This is a genomic window from Bacillus sp. FSL K6-2431 (genome assembly GCF_038005165.1).
GTDB lineage: Bacteria > Bacillota > Bacilli > Bacillales > Bacillaceae > Bacillus > Bacillus pumilus.
This window is the reverse complement of sequence record NZ_JBBOSQ010000001.1, coordinates 324,111-343,842: the sequence shown is the minus strand read 5'-3', so window position 1 is coordinate 343,842 and position 19,732 is coordinate 324,111. Positions and strand designations below refer to the sequence as shown.

Here is a 19,732-nt window from a genome sequence, read left to right as displayed (position 1 = left end):
AGAATCGATTCTATTATATCCATTTTCAGGTTTATTTTCAAATTTAAAGGATTCGTTATCTCGATGTCAAATTAAATTATATAAGGTTTTAAGAGAATAGACCATCTTTATTGAGAGGATGTAAAAAAAATGAAATGATTTTGTCATCTCTTATTGTATATTGTAAGAAGGGGGTGTTCTTTTGACAGATTTGAATTACTTTTTAGCTTTCGGAGCAGGATTCCTTTCTTTTATCTCACCGTGCTGTCTGCCGCTTTATCCAGCGTTTTTATCTTATATTACGGGCGTTAGTATGGATGAAGTGAAATCTGAGAAGGTGATGCTGAGAAGAAGAAGTCTGCTTCATACCTTATTCTTTTTAATTGGTTTCTCTATTATCTTTATTGCGATAGGCTTTGGGACATCGTTTGTTGGGAAGTTTTTTGATGATTACCATCAAGCGATTCGCCAGGTTGGAGCTATCCTCATTATTTTCTTTGGTTTTATGACGCTTGGTGTATTTCAGCCTTCTTTCCTCATGGGCGAAAAGAGAATGCAGTTCAAAAACCGACCTGCTGGTTTTTTTGGATCGATTCTCATTGGAATGGGCTTTGCCGCTGGTTGGACACCTTGTACAGGACCTATTTTATCTGCTGTTATCGCACTGGCGAGTAACAATCCTGAGTCGGCTGTGCCTTATATGATTGCGTATGTATTTGGATTTGGCGTTCCCTTTTTTGTTCTCTCCTTTTTCATTACGAAAATGGCGTGGATCAGAAAGCGTCAGCAGTTCATCATGAAAATTGGCGGGATCATTATGATTGTGGTAGGGATATTGCTGTTCTTTGATCTCCTCACATGGATTATCATCATGTTCTCATCCTTGTTTGGCGGATTTACAGGCTTTTGAAATCGTTTTCTACAGTCGCGGCGAATGGTTTTTTTTCGTCAATTGGAGTATATTATACATAGGCTGACCTTAAAGAATAAAGGAATGATTTGATATGATGGTCTTAATCTCTTCTATAATTGCAATATGTATGGCGGTAGCCGTCATGTTTATTCGCATTAAGTCATCTGCAAAACCGGCAACCGCGAAAAAAATTATATTACCTCCTATTTTCATGAGCACTGGAGCTTTGATGTTTTTTGTTCCTATGTTTCGAGTAACTGGAGCTGAATTTCTTGAAGCGATCACAGTGGGGATGTTTTTCTCCATCTTTTTAATCAAAACATCGAAGTTTGAAATTAGAGGGAACGAGATTTACTTAAAGCGTTCAAAAGCATTTGTGTTTATTCTCATTGGACTTCTTGTTCTTCGTATCGGGATGAAGACGATCCTGAGTTCTTCTATTGATTATGGCTCTCTAAGCGGAATGTTTTGGATACTTGCCTTTGGCATGATTGTACCTTGGCGCGTTGCCATGTATTTGTCGTTTAGAAAGCTGTCTAAGCAATTAGATCCGCAGCAGGTTCAAATGAATTAAACCCAGATTGTTGACAAAGGGCTAAAATGATCTTTATTTTAGCCCTTTGTCTTCTTTCTTTTCAGCGTGATAGAAAACCTTTGAAGTCTAGGATGGGTGAGCACCAGCGCACAGACTGACAAAGAATGCGAGGGTTTGTCTACACGCTGAACCTCCTTTTTATAAAGGAGGTTATTTTAATAACGCCTCATATGGCGTATGATCGATGTTTTTTTCTTGAAGGCGCTTCAATAAAAACTTATGATCACGCTTTGGTGTAGCGATAATATAGCCGCGAATGATTAAGTCTAAATTAATGCTGGCAGCTTGTTCTTTTAAAGCCAGCTCGCCAATTTTTCCTGCAATTTTTTCTTTGGCGACATCTCTAAACAGCTCTGGAACAGGTAATACAAGCTCATTTAAAAGCTGTTTGTCTTCTTCCCGCCATAGGTGGAGGCTCTTTTGAATATATTCATCCTGCCAATCAAGCTCTGATTTCCCATCTTCCTTCGGCAATCGTTTTAAAAATTTGCGAAACATAAAAAAGCCACCGATTGCGAGTAATCCGATCATCACCGTACCCCAAAATAAAATGAACCACAAAAACCAGCCGCTTAACATGTTCTCACTCCTTATACCCCTCGTCTCTCTATCTTATTTTACATGAAGCGATGATAGAAGAAAATAACAAAAATGTATGTCTCTCATCTCTATGAACGCCTTTTTTCATTCATAACTGCCCATTTACTAGAAAGACCCAAACCATCTAGTAGAAAAAGAATACCTTATCATATAGCGACTCTACTATTTGGCCATGGTGGTTCGCAAAAGGTATTGACTTGACACGAACGGAAGAGAGCCCACCAAATGAAGGTGGGCTCTTAATGTTTGAAGTGCGGGATTTGAAAGGAAAATGCCCCGCGTGGATGGTCGGAACTTTTTTTAATTCTTATCGAAATGATTCGGTTTTCGTATTCTGTTTCAATCTCTTTGTCGTTCAAATAAAAAGGGAGCATGACACTTTTTTCAATTGGCTGTTCGCCTTCAACATTTGGCTTTTGTACCGTGCAACAGAGAGTCAGCTCATGTCCAGCGAAGGTCAGCTTTACATCGGTGATCGATAGGGTGGAGACATCAATCTCAATAATATAATCACGGCTTGTTTCATAAAGGTCAATTGGGAGGTGTTCATCATACCAGGCAAATGGATCATCCATTAAAACATTGAGCCAATCATCTATTTCTAGAAAATCAGAGGAATTCGATTGCTTTTCATTCTCCATAGACACTCCTCCATCACATCTCATAATAAATGATATGTTGAGAACTGAAATGTGTGAAAGACCTAAAACATTCCGTTTTGCCACGGGATGAGAGGAGAATGTTTACATATCGTGATGAGAATTGTGCTTTTGTCTTGTATGGTTGCGGTTTTTTACTTTTTTACTGCCTGATAATGGCTCAGGCTGTCCGCTTTGATGCTCCTTAGGCGAGTTTTGACGGATGTCTTTTCCTGTGTTTTTATTCGTCATGATGCTTGCTCCTTTCCTATTGGTTTTTTTTACGTTTTTTATTGTTTTGTCTTTGTTCTTCTGTTAAAACGAGTTGGTCATTTTCAATATAGCCTGCACCATTACCTTGGCTTTTGGCTGCATTCATGCCGTCAATCACATGATTTGCTTTACGTTTTGTCATGTTCTATCACCTCATTTGTAGTATGAGCCCGCCCCGCTTCGTTTATGAAGAGTAATCATTTCCTGATGATAAGTTAAACTTATTGAATTTAATAAAAGCATTGTTATTTACTTATGTATGAATTTGTTTTAAGATGAAATTGTGAGAAAATTGTGGTGAAATACGACGATTTTTCTGAGAATTGAAATTGATCTTGATCATCAAAAGGGGGATTTTGGATATGTCGAAACAGCAGCAAGTCGCTAAACAAGACGCTTTTCAATCTAGAAAAACGTTTTCGACAAATGGGAAAACGTATCACTATTATTCGTTAGAAGCACTAGAGAAACAAGGAATCGGAAATGTTTCTAAGCTGCCTTATTCCATTAAGGTACTTTTAGAATCAGTGCTTCGCCAAGTAGACGGTAGAGTGATCAAAAAGGAACACGTTGAAAACTTGGCAAAATGGGGAACTGCCGAGGTCAAAGAAATTGATGTTCCATTTAAACCTTCTCGTGTTATTTTACAAGACTTCACGGGTGTACCAGCCGTCGTTGACCTTGCTTCATTAAGAAAAGCAATGGCAGATGTAGGTGGGGATCCGGATAAAATCAACCCTGAAATTCCAGTTGACCTTGTTATTGATCACTCAGTACAAGTTGATAAAGCTGGAACTGAAGATGCATTAAACATTAACATGGATTTAGAATTCGAACGTAACGCAGAGCGTTATAACTTCCTTAGCTGGGCAAAGAAAGCGTTTAATAACTATCAAGCTGTTCCGCCTGCAACAGGGATTGTTCACCAAGTAAACTTAGAGTACCTTGCAAGTGTTGTTCATGCGATTGAAGAAGATGGCGAGATCATCACTTACCCAGATACATTGGTTGGTACTGACTCTCATACAACCATGATCAACGGGATCGGCGTACTTGGATGGGGCGTTGGCGGTATTGAAGCGGAAGCTGGTATGCTCGGTCAGCCTTCATACTTCCCAGTACCAGAAGTCATTGGTGCTAAATTAGTTGGAGAACTTCCAAACGGAACGACTGCAACTGACCTTGCATTAAAAGTGACACAAGTTCTGCGTGAAAAAGGCGTAGTGAACAAGTTCGTTGAGTTCTTCGGACCAGGTGTTGCACAGCTGCCGCTAGCAGATCGTGCAACGATTGCGAATATGGCGCCTGAATACGGGGCTACTTGCGGATTCTTCCCAGTAGATGAGGAAGCTCTTGCTTACCTTCGCCTTACTGGACGTGATGAAGAGCAAATTAATATCGTTGAAGAATATTCTCGCGCAAATGGCTTATTCTATACGCCAGATGTAGAGGACCCAATTTTTACGGATGTTGTGGAAATTGATCTTTCTCAAATTGAATCAAACTTATCTGGTCCAAAGCGTCCACAAGATTTGATTCCACTTTCAGAAATGAAAGAGACGTTCCATCAGCACATCGAAAGCCCAGCTGGTAACCAAGGGTTTGGATTAGAAAAATCAGAGCTGGATAAACAAATTGAATTTGATCTAGCAAATGGTGAAAAAGCTGTGATGAAGACAGGTGCGATTGCGATTGCAGCGATTACGAGCTGTACGAATACATCAAACCCTTACGTCTTAATCGGAGCAGGTCTTGTTGCGAAGAAAGCAAGTGAGCTTGGCATGAAGGTGCCAAACTACGTGAAAACGTCACTAGCGCCAGGTTCTAAGGTTGTGACAGGATACCTCGTGAACTCAGGTCTTCTTCCATACTTAAGAGACCTTGGATTTAACATCGTTGGGTATGGCTGTACAACATGTATCGGTAACTCAGGACCGCTTGCACAAGAAATTGAGGATGCTGTCTCTGAAAATGATCTGCTGATCACATCTGTTTTATCAGGTAACCGTAACTTTGAAGGACGTATCCATCCGCTTGTAAAAGGAAACTACCTTGCATCTCCACCATTAGTTGTGGCATATGCACTTGCTGGTACGGTCAATATCGATTTAACAAAAGACCCTATCGGTGTGGATAAAAACGGTGAGAACGTTTATTTCAATGACATTTGGCCATCAATGGACGAAATCAACAGTGTCGTGAAAAGCACAGTCACACCTGAACTCTTCCGTTCAGAGTATGAAACTGTATTTGACAGCAATGACCGCTGGAATGAAATTAAAACGACAGATGATGCTTTGTATAAATGGGATGAAAATTCCACATACATTGACAACCCGCCATTCTTTGAAAACCTATCAGTTGAACCTGGTAAAGTTGAACCGCTTAAAGGCTTGCGCGTCGTTGCGAAGTTCGGTGACTCTGTGACAACTGACCATATTTCTCCTGCTGGAGCGATTGGTAAAGACACACCTGCGGGTAAATACTTGCAAGAAAGAGGCGTATCTCCTAGAGACTTTAACTCATATGGATCTCGCCGTGGTAACCACCATGTCATGATGAGAGGTACTTTTGCAAACATCCGTATTAAGAACCAAATCGCACCAGGAACAGAAGGCGGATATACAACGTACTGGCCAACTGGTGAAGTGACATCCATCTATGATGCATGCATGCGTTATAAAGAAGATGGCACAGGTCTTGCGATTTTAGCAGGTAAAGACTACGGAATGGGTTCTTCCCGTGACTGGGCTGCAAAAGGAACAAACCTTCTTGGAATTAAATTCGTTCTAGCTGAAAGCTTTGAGCGTATCCACAGAAGTAACCTTGTCTTCATGGGTGTACTTCCTTTACAGTTTAAAGACGGAGAAAGTGCAGAAACTTATGGACTAACAGGAACAGAAACATTTGAAGTTGAAGTTGATGAAACAGTTCGTCCACGTGATCTTGTCACTGTGAAAGCAATTGATACAGATGGCAATGAGAAAACATTTGAAGTGGTTGTTCGCTTTGACAGTGAAGTCGAAATTGACTACTATCGTCATGGTGGTATCCTTCAAATGGTACTTCGTGAAAAATTGGCAAGCAACTAATACTCATACAGCAAAGAAGAGAAGGCGCCTAGACAGCTTTCTCTTCTTTTTTAAAATAGTGGAGGATCAATCATGTGGAAAAAAGGAATAGCAAGCGCTGTTTTACTTGTATTGATTGGTTTACTTGTGTGGAATTTACTTGAACCAAAAGAGCCCGCAATTGGTCTTGAAAAAGGGGATCAAGCCCCTGATTTTGAACTTAAAACCCTTGATGGTCAAACGGCCTCGTTATCTGATTACAAAGGGAAAAAGGTGCTCGTCAATTTTTGGGCGACATGGTGTAAGCCATGCAGGACAGAAATGCCGGATCTAGACGCAATTAGAAGCGAATATGATCAGGTCGAAGTACTTGCAGTGAATTTAACGACCACTGAAAAAAGTGAAGATCATGTTGCAGCATTTGCAGATGAATTAAAGCTGAGCTTTCCTATTTTATTGGATCAAAAAGGCATTCAAGCACGATATCAGGTGCTTTCATACCCCACGACATACATATTAGATGAAAAAGGACGCATCATGTCTGTGAAGCATCAAATGCTGACAAAAAAAGAAATTGAGCAAGAGCTGGATCTATAATGATTCAGCTTTTTTGCTTATTTTCTAAATGTTTTGGCGAAAATGAAATACAAACACTGGAGGTGAGTACAATGAGAAGAAGAAAACGCCGTACATTTGAAGAGCTTGTACTTGAAAATAAAAAAGAATTATTAAGCAATGAGGAATTTTTAAACCAGCTTGAAGAAAAGTTGGAAGAGCGATTTAGACAGAAATAAGTTATGAATTATCCTTTTTCGTTCATCCTAAAGAAGAGGAGGGATGAATGATGGGTAGAGAGCATGATAAACAAGCGCAGTTTACACCAGACCATTTAGGGACAAAACCTGTAGCATACAAACGCAATAAAGGTAAAAAGATGCATAATAAATCAAATGAACAGCCTGATGTGATCCAGACGAAGGGCGAATAAGGAGGGAATCAAGATGAATGGAAAGTCTTATCAATCCAATCCAGATGATCGTTCTGATAATGTTGAAAAGCTGCAAGATATGATTGAAAACACCTTTGACAATATCGATGAATCTGAAGCAGCGATGGCCCTTTCGACAGATCAAGAAAAACAGATGATTAAGCAAAAAAATGAAAATCGAAAAATGAGCATAGATGCGATGCGTTCTGAAATCAAGGACGAAGAAGCAGCAAGAAAAAATGGCTATACTGAATAAACCAGGGATCCCTGGTTTATTTTATTGCCTCCTTTTAGAAGAACCATTTCGATTGTGGTAAAATGGCAGAGATCTTAGGTTTTGATAGGAGAGCGATGAAAACGTGTATGTATCTAAAAAAGAAATAGAAGTCCGTTATGCAGAAACAGATCAAATGGGCATTGTGTATCATGCCAATTATTTAATCTGGATGGAAGTCGGCAGAACAGCACTGATTAAAGAATTAGGATTTTCCTATGCGCAGCTAGAAGCAGACGGCGCTCTTGCACCCGTTATAGATTTGCAGGTGAAATATAAAAAACCACTCCTGTACGGTGAAACAGCGACCGTTCATACTTGGATTGAAGAATACAATGGACTCAAAACGGTGTATGGCTACGAAATTCAAAAGCCTGATGGACAAACAGCGATTACAGGGACAACCTCGCATATTTGTGTAGACAAAGACACCTTTAGACCTATTCAATTTAGAAAAGCATTTCCTGCCTGGCACAAAGTATATGAACAGTCGAAGAAGCAGGTTTAACTTATGGCGTTTGGTCTTAAAAGAAGCGATCTAAATGCGTGGAAATCAGCTGTTCAGCAGGGAAAAATGGCCTTTTTAACTCATTATTGGCTTGATGACCGTTTCCCGCATGCTAATACCGTCACTAAAGCAGCCTGTCAGGATATGAAGCAGTTAATTGAATGGGGAGAAAAGCATGGACTTAAAAAAGAATGGATTCATGACCGCGCAGGGTTTCCTCACTTTGACTTGATCGGTGAACCACAAAAAAGAATCCTGCAAAAGGAGCGGTCTTTAGGAAACATTCAGGAGTATGGGCTATATATTGAAGGATAAAACAAAAAAGATACCCGAGGGATGAGGTATCTTTTTTGTTTATTCATAATGAAATTCTGGTTCTTTTACAGACTCGTTATAATCAATATGCAGATCATGGTTGTCAAAATACCAAATATCACTTTCTTCTACAAAGAAAGTAATACCTTCTATTTCAGCGGTTGCGCCGGCATTTTGAGGTTCATCTTTTGCGACGCCGAGAGAAAAGCCTTTTTGTACATTACTGCACCCGCCATATCTCACAAAAAAGCGAACTTGATCACCTTTTTCTAAATCTAATTCATCCTTGTACCAATTAAGTGCATCTTCTTTTATCGTTAATTTCAATGTGATCGCCCCTTTTTGAAGTCATGCTGTTTTTTAAAATGCAGGATGCAAAAAACAGCTTTTCTTTACTTTTACCACAGAATGAAACTTATGAAACGGCTAGAGCCATTTGATTTTCGGTTCAGTTTTGTTGAGGATTCGTTTGAGGTTGGCGATGTGTCTGTAGATCACAAAACCAGCAAGAACGGCAACAACAATGATTAAGAATACGTCTTTGGTGAATATGCTGTAAATGAATGTATAGATGCCGGTCAGCATAGATGATAATGAAACATATTTACTAATGTATAAAAATAAGAAAAAAGCAGCGATCATCGTGATAAATAAGAATGGGGCATAAAATAATAACACGCCGCCAGATGTAGCGACTGCTTTTCCCCCTTTAAATTTTGCAAAGATAGGAAAGCTGTGACCGATAACAGCAGCAACCCCTACTAATAAGGGATGAATGTCCAGTTGCATGAAAAACGGTAAAGCAGAAGCGAGAGTCCCCTTTAAAATATCAGCAGAAATAACGATAGACCCTGCTTTTACGCCAAGCGTACGAAATGCATTCGTCGCACCAAGGTTGCCGCTGCCATGTTCACGGATATCAATCCCCTTTGCAGCTTTCCCGACAATGAGACCGGATGGAATACTGCCGAGAAGATAAGCCAAAATAAACATCAAAGCAATTAACATCTGCATAACTCCTTTATATTCTCCCTCTTGTCTTACATTTTAACATGATCTTATGAAAAACATGGGGATCTTTTTTTGAAAAAATCAAAAGCAGATGGATTCAGCTTTGTTTTTAAGCAGAAGTTCGCTAAAATAGAGGAAAAGGGGTGTTTGGATGAATCATCCTTCGAAACAAGAAATTGGCCGCATATTAAAAAGCAGTAAACGAATTGCTGTTGTTGGTTTATCAGATCAACCGCACCGAACGTCATATATGGTGTCTAAAGCGATGCAGGATGCCGGTTATGAGATCATTCCGGTGAATCCAACGATCGATGAAGCACTTGGTGTGAAAGCAGTCGCTTCACTAAAAGATATCAAAGAGCCTGTTGATATCGTGAATGTTTTTAGACGTTCAGAGTTTTTGCCCGAGGTAGCAGAAGAATTTCTTGAAATAGACGCACCTGTTTTTTGGGCGCAGCAAGGCATTTATCACGAAGAAGCGAAAAGGCTGATTGAGGAAAATGGCAAGGTCGCCATCATGGATGTATGTATCAAGGTGGCTCATGCAATGACAAAAACTCATTAAATCGTCAAAAATCCTTGGTTTTCAAGGATTTTTGCTTTTTTGTTACAGAAATATATTTGCGATTCTAGAAGAAAGCGATAAAATAAGGCGACAGGGACATATCGGTGATCTTGCATAACAAGCAAAAGAGCGATAAGATAAAAAACAGAACATTTGTTCTGTTTTGTAAAAATCATCATATGATTGCATTTGGCTTATCAAACAGTCTTGTTTATAATGGACTTCTAGTTCTCATTGCAGAATGTAGAACATTCTCATAGCCGTTAAGGAGCATGTGTTGTTGAATCACACATGCATGGTGATGATGCAGCTTATTAAAGTGGACAGTAATGAGCAGCATGATCATCATTAAAATCTAGAGAGATCATTTGATGGTTTGCCGGTTATGTTTGTTAGTGAAAGGGGATTAAGCATTTGGTTAAAAAGCAGCAAGTAGATTATAACGATGATTCTATTCAGGTGCTAGAGGGGCTTGAAGCGGTCCGTAAACGTCCAGGGATGTATATTGGGTCAACGGATTCACGCGGTCTTCATCACCTTGTCTATGAGATTGTAGACAACTCTGTCGATGAAGTACTCGCTGGCCATGGAGATCATATCGTTGTCAAAATACATAAAGATAACAGCATTTCCGTTCAGGATAAAGGACGCGGGATGCCTACTGGTATGCATAAGCTTGGAAAACCGACACCTGAGATCATTTTAACGGTCCTTCACGCAGGCGGAAAATTTGGTCAAGGCGGATATAAAACAAGTGGTGGGCTTCACGGAGTTGGGGCATCTGTTGTAAACGCGCTGTCAGAGTGGCTTACTGTCACAATTGAACGTGATGGCTTTATTTATCATCAGCGCTTTGAAAACGGCGGAAAGCCTGCCACATCACTTGAAAAAGTCGGAAAAACGAAAAAAACCGGAACACTGATTCATTTTAAACCAGATCGATCGATGTTCAGCGTTACAACCTATAATTTCGATACATTATCAGAACGTTTAAGAGAATCTGCCTTTTTATTGAAAGGATTAAAAATAGAGCTGATTGATGAACGACATGATGTACAAGAAACCTTTTATTATGAGACGGGCATTGAAGCCTTCGTTGCTTATTTAAATGAAGAAAAAGATGTTCTGAGTGAAGTGGTCTCATTTGAAGGAGAGCATCAATCAATCGAAGTAGACTTTGCATTTCAATTCAATGACGGCTACTCGGAAAATATTCTTTCTTTCGTCAATAACGTGAGAACAAAAGATGGCGGTACGCATGAGTCTGGTGCCAAAACGGCGATGACAAGAGCCTTTAATGAATATGCGCGCAAAGTAGCCCTTTTAAAAGAAAAAGACAAAAACTTAGAGGGCACTGATATTCGCGAAGGGCTGTCTGCTATTATTTCTGTCAGAATTCCTGAAGAACTGCTTCAATTTGAAGGCCAGACAAAAGGAAAGCTTGGAACAAGTGAAGCTCGCTCAGCTGTTGATGCTGTTATTTCTGAAAAGCTGGCTTATTTCCTTGAAGAAAACCGTGAAACAGCGACTCTTCTTGTGAGAAAAGCGATTAAAGCGCAGCAGGCAAGAGAAGCTGCTAGAAGAGCACGTGAAGAAGCAAGGAGCGGCAAGAAACGGAAAAAGTCCGAAGCAACACTGAGCGGTAAATTAACACCTGCTCAATCTAGAAACCCAGCAAGAAACGAATTGTACCTTGTAGAGGGCGACTCTGCGGGCGGGTCAGCAAAACAAGGACGTGACCGTAAATTCCAAGCGGTGCTGCCGCTTCGTGGAAAGGTCATTAACACAGAAAAAGCGAAACTTGCTGATATTTTCAAAAATGAAGAAATCAACACCATTATTCATGCGATCGGTGGAGGCGTTGGTGTCGATTTTAATGTAGAAGACATCAATTATGACAAAATCGTGATCATGACAGATGCTGATACGGATGGAGCGCATATTCAAGTGCTTCTGCTCACGTTCTTCTACCGCTATATGAAGCCGCTGATTGAGCATGGCAAAGTGTTTATTGCACTACCGCCTTTATATAAAGTCAGCAAAGGCTCAGGTAAAAAAGAAGTTATTGAGTACGCATGGTCTGATGAAGAAATGGACGACGTACTGAAGAAAGTTGGAAAAGGGTACACGATTCAGCGCTATAAAGGTTTAGGTGAAATGAACGCCGACCAGCTATGGGAAACGACAATGAATCCAGAATCGAGAACACTTGTCAGGGTTAAAATCGACGATGCTGCACGTGTGGAACGCCGCGTCACGACATTGATGGGTGACAAAGTAGAACCACGTCGTAAATGGATTGAAAAGAATGTCGCCTTTGGACTTGATGAGGAAAGCAACATTCTTGAAAATGAAAACTTGTCGCTAGCTGAGGAGGTTTAAACATGGCACAACAAGAACGATTTCATGATTTACCATTAGAAGAAGTAATCGGAGACCGGTTTGGTCGCTATAGTAAATATATTATCCAAGACCGCGCGCTTCCAGATGCGCGAGATGGACTAAAGCCTGTACAACGAAGAATTTTATATGCGATGTACGCAGAAGGAAACACGCAAGATAAAAACTTCCGTAAAGCCGCGAAAACAGTCGGTAACGTGATTGGTAACTATCATCCGCACGGTGACTCATCTGTTTATGAAGCGATGGTGAGAATGAGTCAGGATTGGAAAGTACGGAATGTGCTCATTGAGATGCATGGAAATAACGGGAGTATCGATGGTGATCCGCCTGCTGCCATGCGTTATACGGAAGCAAGGCTATCTGCGATTGCTTCAGAGCTATTAAAGGACTTAGACAAGGAAACGGTCGAGTTTGTCGCAAACTTTGATGATACAAGCAAGGAGCCAGTTGTTTTACCAGCAATGTTTCCAAACCTTCTCGTGAATGGATCAACAGGGATTTCTGCTGGTTATGCCACTGATATCCCGCCGCATCATCTAGGAGAAGTGATTGATGGTGTCATTAAACGAATCGAACAGCCGCATTGTACGGTTGAGGACTTAATGACGGTCATCAAAGGTCCAGAATTCCCAACAGGCGGTATCATTCAAGGGGTAGACGGCATTAAGAAGGCCTATGAAACAGGCAAAGGAAAGATCATGATTCGCGGAAAAGCGGAGATTGAAACCATCCGCGGCGGGCGCCAGCAAATTGTGATCACAGAGATTCCTTATGAAGTGAATAAAGCCAACCTTGTCAAAAAGATGGACGAGTTCCGAATTGAAAGAAAAGTGGAAGGAATTTCAGAGGTTCGAGACGAGACTGACCGGACTGGGCTTCGAATCGTAGTAGAGCTGAAAAAAGAAGCAGATGCAAATGGTGTTTTGAATTTCTTATATAAAAACTCAGATCTGCAAATCCCGTATAACTTTAATATGGTGGCGATACATAATCGTAGACCAACCTTAATGACGCTCACAACTATACTTGATGCATATATTGCTCATCAAAAAGAAGTGGTGACGAATCGCTCAGCATATGAGCTTCGAAAAGCGAAGGAACGCCACCATATTGTAGATGGATTAATTAAGGCGCTATCCATCTTAGATGAAGTCATTGCCACAATCCGCTCTTCTAATGATAAGCGAGATGCGAAAAACAACTTGATGGATAAATATGACTTTACAGAAGCACAATCAGAAGCAATTGTTTCCCTCCAGTTATATCGTTTAACGAATACGGATATTACGCAATTAAGAGACGAAGCAAGTGAGCTTGATGTGCGTATAGCAGAACTTGAAGACATTTTAGGTAACGAGAAAAAGCTGCTAAAGGTCATTACAAACAGTTTGAAAAAGCTCAAAAAGACATATGCTGATGAGAGACGATCTGTCATTGAGGAAAAAATCGAAGAAATTAAGATTAACCTAGAAGTGATGATTGCCTCAGAGGATGTTTACGTCACGGTGACGAAGGATGGGTACATCAAACGGACAAGCCAGCGCTCCTATGCTGCATCTAACGGTAAGGACTTTGGCATGAAGGATACAGACCGCCTGATTCATCAGTTTGAAATGAACACAACAGATGTCCTTCTATTGTTTACGAATAAAGGGAGCTACATTTATTGTCCTGTGCATCAGCTGCCAGACATACGATGGAAAGACATGGGGCAGCATATTACGAATATCATTTCTATTGATCGTGATGAATCCATCCAAAAAGCCATTCCAATTAAAGAATTTGATGAAACATCGTATCTGCTGTTTTTTACAAAGGGCGGAATGGTGAAAAAAACAGAGCTTCTTCAATATAAAGCGCAGCGCTATTCAAAACCACTTGTCGCCTTGAACCTAAAAGGGGACGATGAACTCGTGGATGTCCATGTGACAACAGGACAGCAGGAATTGTTTATTGCGACGAAAAATGGCTACGGATTGTGGTTTGATGAAGAAGAAGTAAGTGTTGTTGGTCCGAGAGCGGCTGGTGTTAAAGGCATCAACTTGAAGGACGGGGACGAAGTAGTCTCTGGCCAGATCATTGATCCGAAAAACGATGTCCTTGTGCTGACGACACAAAGAGGGGCTGTGAAGCGAATGAACCTCTCTGAATTTGATAAAACATCTAGAGCAAAACGCGGAGTTCTGATGCTAAGAGAATTAAAGAAAAACCCGCATCGTATTGTGGCTGTCATTGCTGCATCACTGCACGACACACTTGAAATGGATACAGAGAAGGGTGCAACGATTCCGCTTGATATCTCTACTCTCAGAGCGAATGACCGTTATAGCAATGGATCATTTATTGTAGATGAGGAAGAGCAGGGAGAAGTAACGCATGTCCTTGTCACACCTCAACCTGCACCAGATGACAATAAATAAGCAAACGAAAACCCCCTGCGATAAACAGGGGGTTTCTTTTATATACGGGTCATTTAGCTCTCGTGGCTGCCAAACATGTTTGTAATGGCGTGCACTACTTCAATTCCTTGGTAGACGAAAAGAGAAAGTGAAGTGACAGAGAATAGACCTAGAATGAATACTCTTAAGAAAAATAACATCGTGTAAAACCTCCCAATTTTTGTTTTGATTTAGATGGTTGGGTTAAACACGAGACAGTCGGAAATAAGAAGATTGATAGAACACTGCAAGTAAATGCTTCTTTTTCCGGTCATATTGATCAGTATGAGTGATGCGTGCAAATCCAGCTGTCATACTGCCAATCATCAGCAGTACTGTAAATGCGGCAAATACTGCGCTCACATGTTTTTGTTTCTTTTCATCGCCCATGGTCTGAGCGATTTTCATCTCATGTGATTCTTGATCGGCAACCACCTTTGCATGATGGTATACCTGAACGGAATGAGGCATTGAGAACAAATGAAAACTTGCAAGTGCTATGAATAAGACAGCTAATTTTAGCAACATATTTTTTTTCATTTATCTCACCCCTTCCTGTTTATTTTCATGATCTTACCACGTTTTCTGTTATTTGAAAAGTCTTATTTTTTCACTTTCCCTCTTTAAAAAAGCGATAAACATCAGGACATTTATAGGACTGTTTCACTTCATGAAAGGTTTCAATTTTATTTTTTAATTTAAAAAAAGTGCCATGATCGAGGATCAGACACTTTTAGTGAACTTGTGATGTACGCGGTTTTGCGACAGCTTTTGTAAAGATTCCTGCAATACATATGGCGAATAACACAAAAATAAAGGCATGAAGCAGTCCTACTTGATTGGCAAGCAGCCCTAATATAGGCGGCCCAGAAAGAGAGGCGGTGTAACCTGATAAGGTCACAATGCTGACGCGTTTCACGGCGTACCGGCTATCATCACCAGCTGCAGAAATGGTTAGCGGGAAGCCTAAAGAAGCGCCAAGTCCCCATAAAAAGATCGATATCATACATACCACAAGTGAAATCTTTAAAATGACCAAGAATAGTCCAGCAGCAGCTGATACAATCGCAACTCTTAGCAATAACACCCTGCCGAAACGGTCGATCAAACGTCCGCTGATTAATCTGCCGCTAATCATCCCGCATAAAAATAATGCATAGATGACGGTACTCATGGAATGTGAAACCTGGTATCCATCCACCATTGCAAGTGGAATCCAATCATTAGCAGACCCTTCGACAAACGCAAGACATAAGGCGATCATCGCAAGAGATATCGTCCGTTTGTTCAGCCATGGCGTTTGAGTATCATCTATTGTATCTGACTGCGACTGCTTCTCATGCTGATCCATTCCAGTCCCATGCGGAATATACCGGGTACAAATTAGGATGCTGAGAAAGAAGAGAAGGGCAATGACAAGTAAATGAATCAACACAGAGACCCCTAGATGAATAAAAAGAATGCCAGCACCTGCTCCAATTAAAGTGCCAATGCTAAAGGAAGCGTGCAATATAGGCAAAATGGTTTTCTTAATCCTGTATTCAATTTCTGTCCCTTCTAGGTTCATCGCCACATTGCACATCCCTGAGCCTGCTCCAAAAAGAAATAGCCCAGCCGTGACGACAAAGATAGAAGAGAGGGTCGAACCAATAGCAAGAGTGGTGAATCCAAGAAACATCAAAAAAGCACTAATCACAATCGCCAATCGTCCGCCTTTTTTTCGAACAAATACATTTGAAAGAACAAGCCCAACAATTGAACCAACGGATAATCCGAGTAAAATGAGTCCCATCGTTCCTGTATTGGCTTGTAATAAATCTCTCACTTCTGGTGTCCGTGAAAACCATGTGGAAATGGAAATACCAGACATCGTGAAAATGATGATGATTGCTTTATACCACTTTAATTCCATGTAATCCCTCACATTTAAAGATGTATCTGTTACTGAACAAATCTACTCGATTATAAATGAGACGGGTCGATTCGTAAATAACTTATGGCAGGAACATGGCCAATTCTATTCAAAAGAAATCATGCCTTCACAAATTCTTCTGAAGAGAAGGTAAAATAAAGAAAAAGGGGAGGAGAGGATCAATATGAAAAGTGAGAAGGAAAAAATGATCCAAGGAAAACATTATGTATCTAGTGCCCAAACCTTGATCGCAGATCGTGAAAGAGCGAGACAATTGACCTTTGCATACCAGCCATAAAAAAGAACAGCCATTTTATTAAAGGAATTATTAGGTGCTTGCGGAAATGATGTCGTTTTGAACCAATAGAACGTGCAAAAGGCATTGAATTTGGCAAGTTGGCGGAAATCCTGCGAAAATCATGAAATATCTAGATGAATCAAAATCTGGCGAATAAGCGAAGGATTTTGATTTTTCCTTTTTTGTCTCAATAAGATAAGTATGCTTAAATTTGAGACATGAAAAATGTATTCGTTGTTTAACTTCCTAGAATATATATTATGTAAACTAAAAAATGAAAATAAACAGACGCAATGCAATTGTTCTGTACTAGAAGGTAAATGTGAATCCATTGTTGTACACTCCCTCTTATCCATCTCCAACTGCCCTTTTGTATGTAATATCAAAAACCTCTATGTCCAATAAATTATTTTGAATTTAATTATTGTTACCTAATTGCCATCCCTCGACTTCACCCACATATTAAAAAATGTTTTTAAAAGCTTGTTATCTTTATTGAAATACTTAACTTCAAAAGGCCTTTCGCAAAGGGTGGATCGCCAGTTAAACAAGCCCTTTCTGCCTCAAAAATCTCTGTTAAAGCCTCTTTCCTAGTATTGGGCTTATTATCACCAAATAACTCAAGACCAAAATCAATTTGTGATCTTTTAGTCGAATTAAAGAACTCTCGATTTTCTTCAATACCGATAAATTGGAGTAGTGAATTATCTGAAATAAATACAGCGCAGTGGTCACTTCCGGACCTAACTGCCCTTCCCACCCCCTGTAATCGTTTGAGCAGTTTGTGCACATCCCTCTCGCACAATAGAATTATATTGTTCTCTTGCTGTGTATGAGTTAGGCTTACCATCAAGCACGAGGATTCTGCAAGAATCCCCTGCCAGATCTACTCCATGTCATATACAAATTATCCAGTCAAATATAAACTAGACGTACTTCACATGGGACGTCTATCATGGAAACACAAGGAGAAGACGCCCCCAAATCAATGAAAAAGGGGCGTCCGTCTATGAAAAAAACAGGAAAGCAAGCACCAGCTAAAGGATCGATGGAACTTTGATTTAAGGCATAAATACCCGGTGAAAGCACTGCTTAAGATCGCAGGTATTCCGCGAAGTACCTACTACTATTTGGTGAAACATTGGAATCTTCATAACCGAGATGTCCATCTGAAAAAATGATTCAAAATATTTACTAATCTTTAATATGTTTTATTTTTTTATCGCATGAATGTAATGAATCGTTTCAAAAGCAGATAAGTAATCATTACGATTCTTAAAATAAAGTTCATGAATTTGAGCCGGTGATAGGTGTTCGTAAATTAATAAACCGGATTTCTCTAACATCTTCTCAATTTCAAAGTAAGAAAAACATGATTTCATTGGTTCCCCGCCTATTGAAGCCATTTTCAACATATTTTCAACTCTATTAGAGGTTCCTTTTTCTTCGAATAGTTTCTCGTCTGCATAATCAAAAACGATTGAACTTCCTGATGGAACCTTGGTGAATAAATAATCTATTAAGCTTGAAACTTCCTCTTTAGTTAAATAGTATGAAACACCTAAAAGACTAAAGAACGTCTTTTTGTTATCAAATCCTTTACCTGTTAGGTTTTGATAGGACAATTTTTTTGTGAAGTCCATAGAAACAAAATGAAGATTACTTGGGATTTTTAAATTAGCCTCGTCCAGTTTTTTCTTTTTAAATTCCTGTGTAGTAGGATAATCAATTTCGAATATTTCTAAGATGTTTTCCAATTCTGGATGTCGAAAACTAAAAGTATCTAATCCAGCGCCAAGTATGACATATTGTCTTAAACCTAAAGCTACCTCATTAAGTAATACTTTTTCGCAATACGCAGCACGTGATAAGGTTATTGGAGAAAGTTGTACTTGTGTAATCCATTTTAATATTTCTTCTGTATTCCCCTCGAATTTTTGTGCGATATCTTTGTTGAAGAAATGTATGCCTTGAACCATATTCTCTTTGATGTCATTAAATTCTTTTTCGGAAATTAAGTCTTTAGCTAAATAATCATTAAAGATTTTAGGGGTATCATCAAATTGACTATGATAGGATCTGCCAAAAGCTGATATTAACGAAGTTACACTTGACTCATCTTTCTTCATACAAACACTCTCCTTTATTATAGAACAAAAAAATAGGGTTCCCCTGGCCAGGAGAACCCTATTATATAACCGAAAAAAACAAAAGTAAATTATAGCACAAATAAAAAATTTCGTCAAGCGTAAATCGAATTTTTTTGTTTTATTTCGTAACCTTAAATGCTTTAACAAGGTCAATACAACTTTTCGAAATATTGTTTTATTGAAGGGAAGCTACCTTTTGGAGCACCTAATAGTTTTTCATAAATCTCGTCAATCGCATCTAGTTTGGCAATGAGCTGTTCGTGAGTCAATGAGAAAAGGCTGGGATCAAGCATAAAATGGAGTCCGACTAATAAGAATTCCGTAATTTCATCTGGAAAATCCGTGTGAAATACACCTTCTTCTACTCCTTGCTTCAAAACAGATGAAATAATTGGTACATATTCTTTTATCATGCAAACTTTCATTTTCTGATGTAGAAGAACGTTATCTTTGTGATGTAAATGAGTCATTAATCCATCACTGAAATGATTTGATGTTTCCTGTGAAAAAAACTGAATAATATTTATAAACTTCTCTATTGCTTTTAAATCGGAGTTATTATTAATTTGTTTAAACACTTGAACACTTGAATCAATAGAGTCTTGAATTACTGCGTCCGCAATTTCATCTTTTGACTTGAAATAATGATAAAAAGTGCCTTTTGCAACTCCAATTTTTTTAATAATATCGCTAATCGTAGTATTCTCGTACCCATTAGATGAAAACAAATCTTTTGCGACGGAAATAATCTCGCTTCTTCTTTCTTCGGGTTTTTTGACAATTCTTTTCATGGAACTCCCC

At 39.4% G+C, this 19,732-nt stretch carries 24 protein-coding genes and 1 pseudogene; 14 read left to right on the top strand and 11 right to left on the bottom strand.

Features of this window, described 5'->3' with window-relative positions; all coding sequences use genetic code 11:
* The first annotated feature begins 181 nt into the window (after positions 1–181).
* Together MHH40_RS01740 and MHH40_RS01735 are read left to right on the top strand one after the other, a co-directional pair.
* Positions 182–889, top strand: a complete 708-nt coding sequence (locus MHH40_RS01740; protein WP_050944899.1) for a cytochrome c biogenesis CcdA family protein — start codon at positions 182–184, stop codon at positions 887–889.
* 94 nt (positions 890–983) lie between these two features.
* Positions 984–1,466 (top strand): CcdC family protein, encoded by a 483-nt coding sequence (locus MHH40_RS01735; protein WP_050944898.1) that lies wholly within the window; start codon positions 984–986, stop codon positions 1,464–1,466.
* 171 nt (positions 1,467–1,637) lie between these two features.
* Here MHH40_RS01735 and MHH40_RS01730 read toward each other — a convergent pair whose 3' ends face one another.
* The 4 genes from MHH40_RS01730 to sspO all read right to left on the bottom strand — a co-directional run bounded on the left by MHH40_RS01730 (position 1,638) and on the right by sspO (position 3,140).
* Positions 1,638–2,066 carry a DUF2621 domain-containing protein gene (locus MHH40_RS01730; protein ID WP_044141405.1) on the bottom strand — a complete coding sequence of 143 codons (429 nt, stop codon included), beginning with the start codon at positions 2,064–2,066 and terminating at the stop codon, positions 1,638–1,640.
* Between the two features lie 260 nt (positions 2,067–2,326).
* A complete protein-coding gene (locus tag MHH40_RS01725) occupies positions 2,327–2,728 on the bottom strand; it encodes an Hsp20/alpha crystallin family protein (protein ID WP_050944897.1) in 402 nt (133 codons plus the stop codon).
* A gap of 102 nt (positions 2,729–2,830) precedes the next feature.
* Positions 2,831–2,977 (bottom strand): small acid-soluble spore protein P, encoded by a 147-nt coding sequence (locus tag MHH40_RS01720; protein ID WP_012010105.1) that lies wholly within the window; start codon positions 2,975–2,977, stop codon positions 2,831–2,833.
* Positions 2,978–2,993: 16 nt separating this feature from the next.
* Positions 2,994–3,140, bottom strand: coding sequence for a small acid-soluble spore protein O (sspO, locus tag MHH40_RS01715; protein ID WP_003210995.1), 147 nt, complete (start codon positions 3,138–3,140; stop codon positions 2,994–2,996).
* Positions 3,141–3,360: 220 nt separating this feature from the next.
* On the opposite strand from sspO, the gene acnA reads away from it, so the two are divergent.
* From acnA to MHH40_RS01680, 7 genes are all read left to right on the top strand, one after another.
* Positions 3,361–6,090, top strand: coding sequence for an aconitate hydratase AcnA (acnA, locus tag MHH40_RS01710; RefSeq protein ID WP_050944896.1), 2,730 nt, complete (start codon positions 3,361–3,363; stop codon positions 6,088–6,090).
* Between the two features lie 72 nt (positions 6,091–6,162).
* Positions 6,163–6,666, top strand: coding sequence for a TlpA family protein disulfide reductase (locus tag MHH40_RS01705; protein WP_050944895.1), 504 nt, complete (start codon positions 6,163–6,165; stop codon positions 6,664–6,666).
* Positions 6,667–6,737: 71 nt separating this feature from the next.
* Complete coding sequence (locus MHH40_RS01700) at positions 6,738–6,863, top strand: FbpB family small basic protein (RefSeq protein WP_003211002.1); 126 nt, start codon at positions 6,738–6,740, stop codon at positions 6,861–6,863.
* A gap of 50 nt (positions 6,864–6,913) precedes the next feature.
* On the top strand, positions 6,914–7,057 hold the full coding sequence (locus MHH40_RS01695; protein ID WP_008357830.1) for an acid-soluble spore protein N: 144 nt from the start codon (positions 6,914–6,916) through the stop codon (positions 7,055–7,057).
* Between the two features lie 13 nt (positions 7,058–7,070).
* A complete protein-coding gene (tlp, locus tag MHH40_RS01690) occupies positions 7,071–7,313 on the top strand; it encodes a small acid-soluble spore protein Tlp (protein ID WP_050944894.1) in 243 nt (80 codons plus the stop codon).
* A gap of 103 nt (positions 7,314–7,416) precedes the next feature.
* Positions 7,417–7,839, top strand: coding sequence for an acyl-CoA thioesterase (locus tag MHH40_RS01685; RefSeq protein WP_003211985.1), 423 nt, complete (start codon positions 7,417–7,419; stop codon positions 7,837–7,839).
* Positions 7,840–7,842: 3 nt separating this feature from the next.
* A complete protein-coding gene (locus MHH40_RS01680; protein WP_050944893.1) occupies positions 7,843–8,154 on the top strand; it encodes a hypothetical protein in 312 nt (103 codons plus the stop codon).
* 39 nt (positions 8,155–8,193) lie between these two features.
* Here the strand turns inward: MHH40_RS01680 and MHH40_RS01675 are convergent, their stop codons facing one another.
* Together MHH40_RS01675 and plsY are read right to left on the bottom strand one after the other, a co-directional pair.
* Positions 8,194–8,481, bottom strand: coding sequence for a HesB/YadR/YfhF family protein (locus tag MHH40_RS01675; RefSeq protein WP_003210876.1), 288 nt, complete (start codon positions 8,479–8,481; stop codon positions 8,194–8,196).
* A gap of 99 nt (positions 8,482–8,580) precedes the next feature.
* Positions 8,581–9,162: a glycerol-3-phosphate 1-O-acyltransferase PlsY gene (gene plsY, locus MHH40_RS01670; protein WP_003212462.1), complete on the bottom strand. Its 582-nt coding sequence runs from the start codon at positions 9,160–9,162 to the stop codon at positions 8,581–8,583.
* Positions 9,163–9,316: 154 nt separating this feature from the next.
* Here plsY and MHH40_RS01665 point away from each other — a divergent pair, with 154 nt between their 5' ends.
* From MHH40_RS01665 to parC, 3 genes are all read left to right on the top strand, one after another.
* A complete protein-coding gene (locus tag MHH40_RS01665) occupies positions 9,317–9,730 on the top strand; it encodes a CoA-binding protein (RefSeq protein WP_050944892.1) in 414 nt (137 codons plus the stop codon).
* A 414-nt stretch (positions 9,731–10,144) separates the two neighbouring features.
* A complete protein-coding gene (gene parE / locus MHH40_RS01660) occupies positions 10,145–12,112 on the top strand; it encodes a DNA topoisomerase IV subunit B (protein WP_095117801.1) in 1,968 nt (655 codons plus the stop codon).
* 2 nt (positions 12,113–12,114) lie between these two features.
* Complete coding sequence (gene parC, locus MHH40_RS01655; protein ID WP_050944889.1) at positions 12,115–14,553, top strand: DNA topoisomerase IV subunit A; 2,439 nt, start codon at positions 12,115–12,117, stop codon at positions 14,551–14,553.
* Positions 14,554–14,606: 53 nt separating this feature from the next.
* On the opposite strand, the gene MHH40_RS01650 is transcribed toward parC, so the two are convergent.
* From MHH40_RS01650 to MHH40_RS01640, 3 genes are all read right to left on the bottom strand, one after another.
* The gene (locus MHH40_RS01650) at positions 14,607–14,732 is read right to left on the bottom strand and encodes a hypothetical protein (RefSeq protein WP_003210976.1); all 126 of its coding nucleotides are present in this window, start codon (positions 14,730–14,732) and stop codon (positions 14,607–14,609) included.
* A gap of 43 nt (positions 14,733–14,775) precedes the next feature.
* Positions 14,776–15,111 (bottom strand): hypothetical protein, encoded by a 336-nt coding sequence (locus tag MHH40_RS01645; protein ID WP_003210975.1) that lies wholly within the window; start codon positions 15,109–15,111, stop codon positions 14,776–14,778.
* Positions 15,112–15,304: 193 nt separating this feature from the next.
* On the bottom strand, positions 15,305–16,483 hold the full coding sequence (locus tag MHH40_RS01640; protein ID WP_050944888.1) for an MFS transporter: 1,179 nt from the start codon (positions 16,481–16,483) through the stop codon (positions 15,305–15,307).
* A 184-nt stretch (positions 16,484–16,667) separates the two neighbouring features.
* Here MHH40_RS01640 and MHH40_RS01635 point away from each other — a divergent pair, with 184 nt between their 5' ends.
* Together MHH40_RS01635 and MHH40_RS01630 are read left to right on the top strand one after the other, a co-directional pair.
* Positions 16,668–16,781, top strand: coding sequence for a maltose acetyltransferase domain-containing protein (locus MHH40_RS01635; protein ID WP_080984779.1), 114 nt, complete (start codon positions 16,668–16,670; stop codon positions 16,779–16,781).
* 955 nt (positions 16,782–17,736) lie between these two features.
* Positions 17,737–17,956: pseudogene (locus tag MHH40_RS01630) on the top strand (IS3 family transposase); the annotation flags it as partial.
* A gap of 36 nt (positions 17,957–17,992) precedes the next feature.
* On the opposite strand, the gene MHH40_RS01625 reads toward MHH40_RS01630, so the two are convergent.
* Positions 17,993–18,910 carry a class I SAM-dependent methyltransferase gene (locus MHH40_RS01625; protein ID WP_050944886.1) on the bottom strand — a complete coding sequence of 306 codons (918 nt, stop codon included), beginning with the start codon at positions 18,908–18,910 and terminating at the stop codon, positions 17,993–17,995.
* Between the two features lie 170 nt (positions 18,911–19,080).
* Positions 19,081–19,722: a TetR/AcrR family transcriptional regulator gene (locus MHH40_RS01620; protein ID WP_050944885.1), complete on the bottom strand. Its 642-nt coding sequence runs from the start codon at positions 19,720–19,722 to the stop codon at positions 19,081–19,083.
* Positions 19,723–19,732: the final 10 nt, after the last annotated feature.

What these genes read in the sequence shown, in the direction of transcription:
- MHH40_RS01735 (WP_050944898.1), top strand. Translation starts at nt 984, where the DNA reads ATGATGGTCTTAATCTCTTCTATAATTGCAATATGTATGGCGGTAGCC.
- MHH40_RS01730 (WP_044141405.1), bottom strand. Translation starts at nt 2,066, where the DNA reads ATGTTAAGCGGCTGGTTTTTGTGGTTCATTTTATTTTGGGGTACGGTG.
- MHH40_RS01725 (WP_050944897.1), bottom strand. Translation starts at nt 2,728, where the DNA reads ATGGAGAATGAAAAGCAATCGAATTCCTCTGATTTTCTAGAAATAGAT.
- MHH40_RS01720 (WP_012010105.1), bottom strand. Translation starts at nt 2,977, where the DNA reads ATGACGAATAAAAACACAGGAAAAGACATCCGTCAAAACTCGCCTAAG.
- sspO (WP_003210995.1), bottom strand. Translation starts at nt 3,140, where the DNA reads ATGACAAAACGTAAAGCAAATCATGTGATTGACGGCATGAATGCAGCC.
- acnA (WP_050944896.1), top strand. Translation starts at nt 3,361, where the DNA reads ATGTCGAAACAGCAGCAAGTCGCTAAACAAGACGCTTTTCAATCTAGA.
- MHH40_RS01705 (WP_050944895.1), top strand. Translation starts at nt 6,163, where the DNA reads ATGTGGAAAAAAGGAATAGCAAGCGCTGTTTTACTTGTATTGATTGGT.
- MHH40_RS01700 (WP_003211002.1), top strand. Translation starts at nt 6,738, where the DNA reads ATGAGAAGAAGAAAACGCCGTACATTTGAAGAGCTTGTACTTGAAAAT.
- MHH40_RS01695 (WP_008357830.1), top strand. Translation starts at nt 6,914, where the DNA reads ATGGGTAGAGAGCATGATAAACAAGCGCAGTTTACACCAGACCATTTA.
- tlp (WP_050944894.1), top strand. Translation starts at nt 7,071, where the DNA reads ATGAATGGAAAGTCTTATCAATCCAATCCAGATGATCGTTCTGATAAT.
- MHH40_RS01680 (WP_050944893.1), top strand. Translation starts at nt 7,843, where the DNA reads ATGGCGTTTGGTCTTAAAAGAAGCGATCTAAATGCGTGGAAATCAGCT.
- plsY (WP_003212462.1), bottom strand. Translation starts at nt 9,162, where the DNA reads ATGTTAATTGCTTTGATGTTTATTTTGGCTTATCTTCTCGGCAGTATT.
- MHH40_RS01665 (WP_050944892.1), top strand. Translation starts at nt 9,317, where the DNA reads ATGAATCATCCTTCGAAACAAGAAATTGGCCGCATATTAAAAAGCAGT.
- parC (WP_050944889.1), top strand. Translation starts at nt 12,115, where the DNA reads ATGGCACAACAAGAACGATTTCATGATTTACCATTAGAAGAAGTAATC.
- MHH40_RS01650 (WP_003210976.1), bottom strand. Translation starts at nt 14,732, where the DNA reads ATGTTATTTTTCTTAAGAGTATTCATTCTAGGTCTATTCTCTGTCACT.
- MHH40_RS01645 (WP_003210975.1), bottom strand. Translation starts at nt 15,111, where the DNA reads ATGAAAAAAAATATGTTGCTAAAATTAGCTGTCTTATTCATAGCACTT.
- MHH40_RS01640 (WP_050944888.1), bottom strand. Translation starts at nt 16,483, where the DNA reads ATGGAATTAAAGTGGTATAAAGCAATCATCATCATTTTCACGATGTCT.
- MHH40_RS01635 (WP_080984779.1), top strand. Translation starts at nt 16,668, where the DNA reads ATGAAAAGTGAGAAGGAAAAAATGATCCAAGGAAAACATTATGTATCT.
- MHH40_RS01625 (WP_050944886.1), bottom strand. Translation starts at nt 18,910, where the DNA reads ATGAAGAAAGATGAGTCAAGTGTAACTTCGTTAATATCAGCTTTTGGC.
- MHH40_RS01620 (WP_050944885.1), bottom strand. Translation starts at nt 19,722, where the DNA reads ATGAAAAGAATTGTCAAAAAACCCGAAGAAAGAAGAAGCGAGATTATT.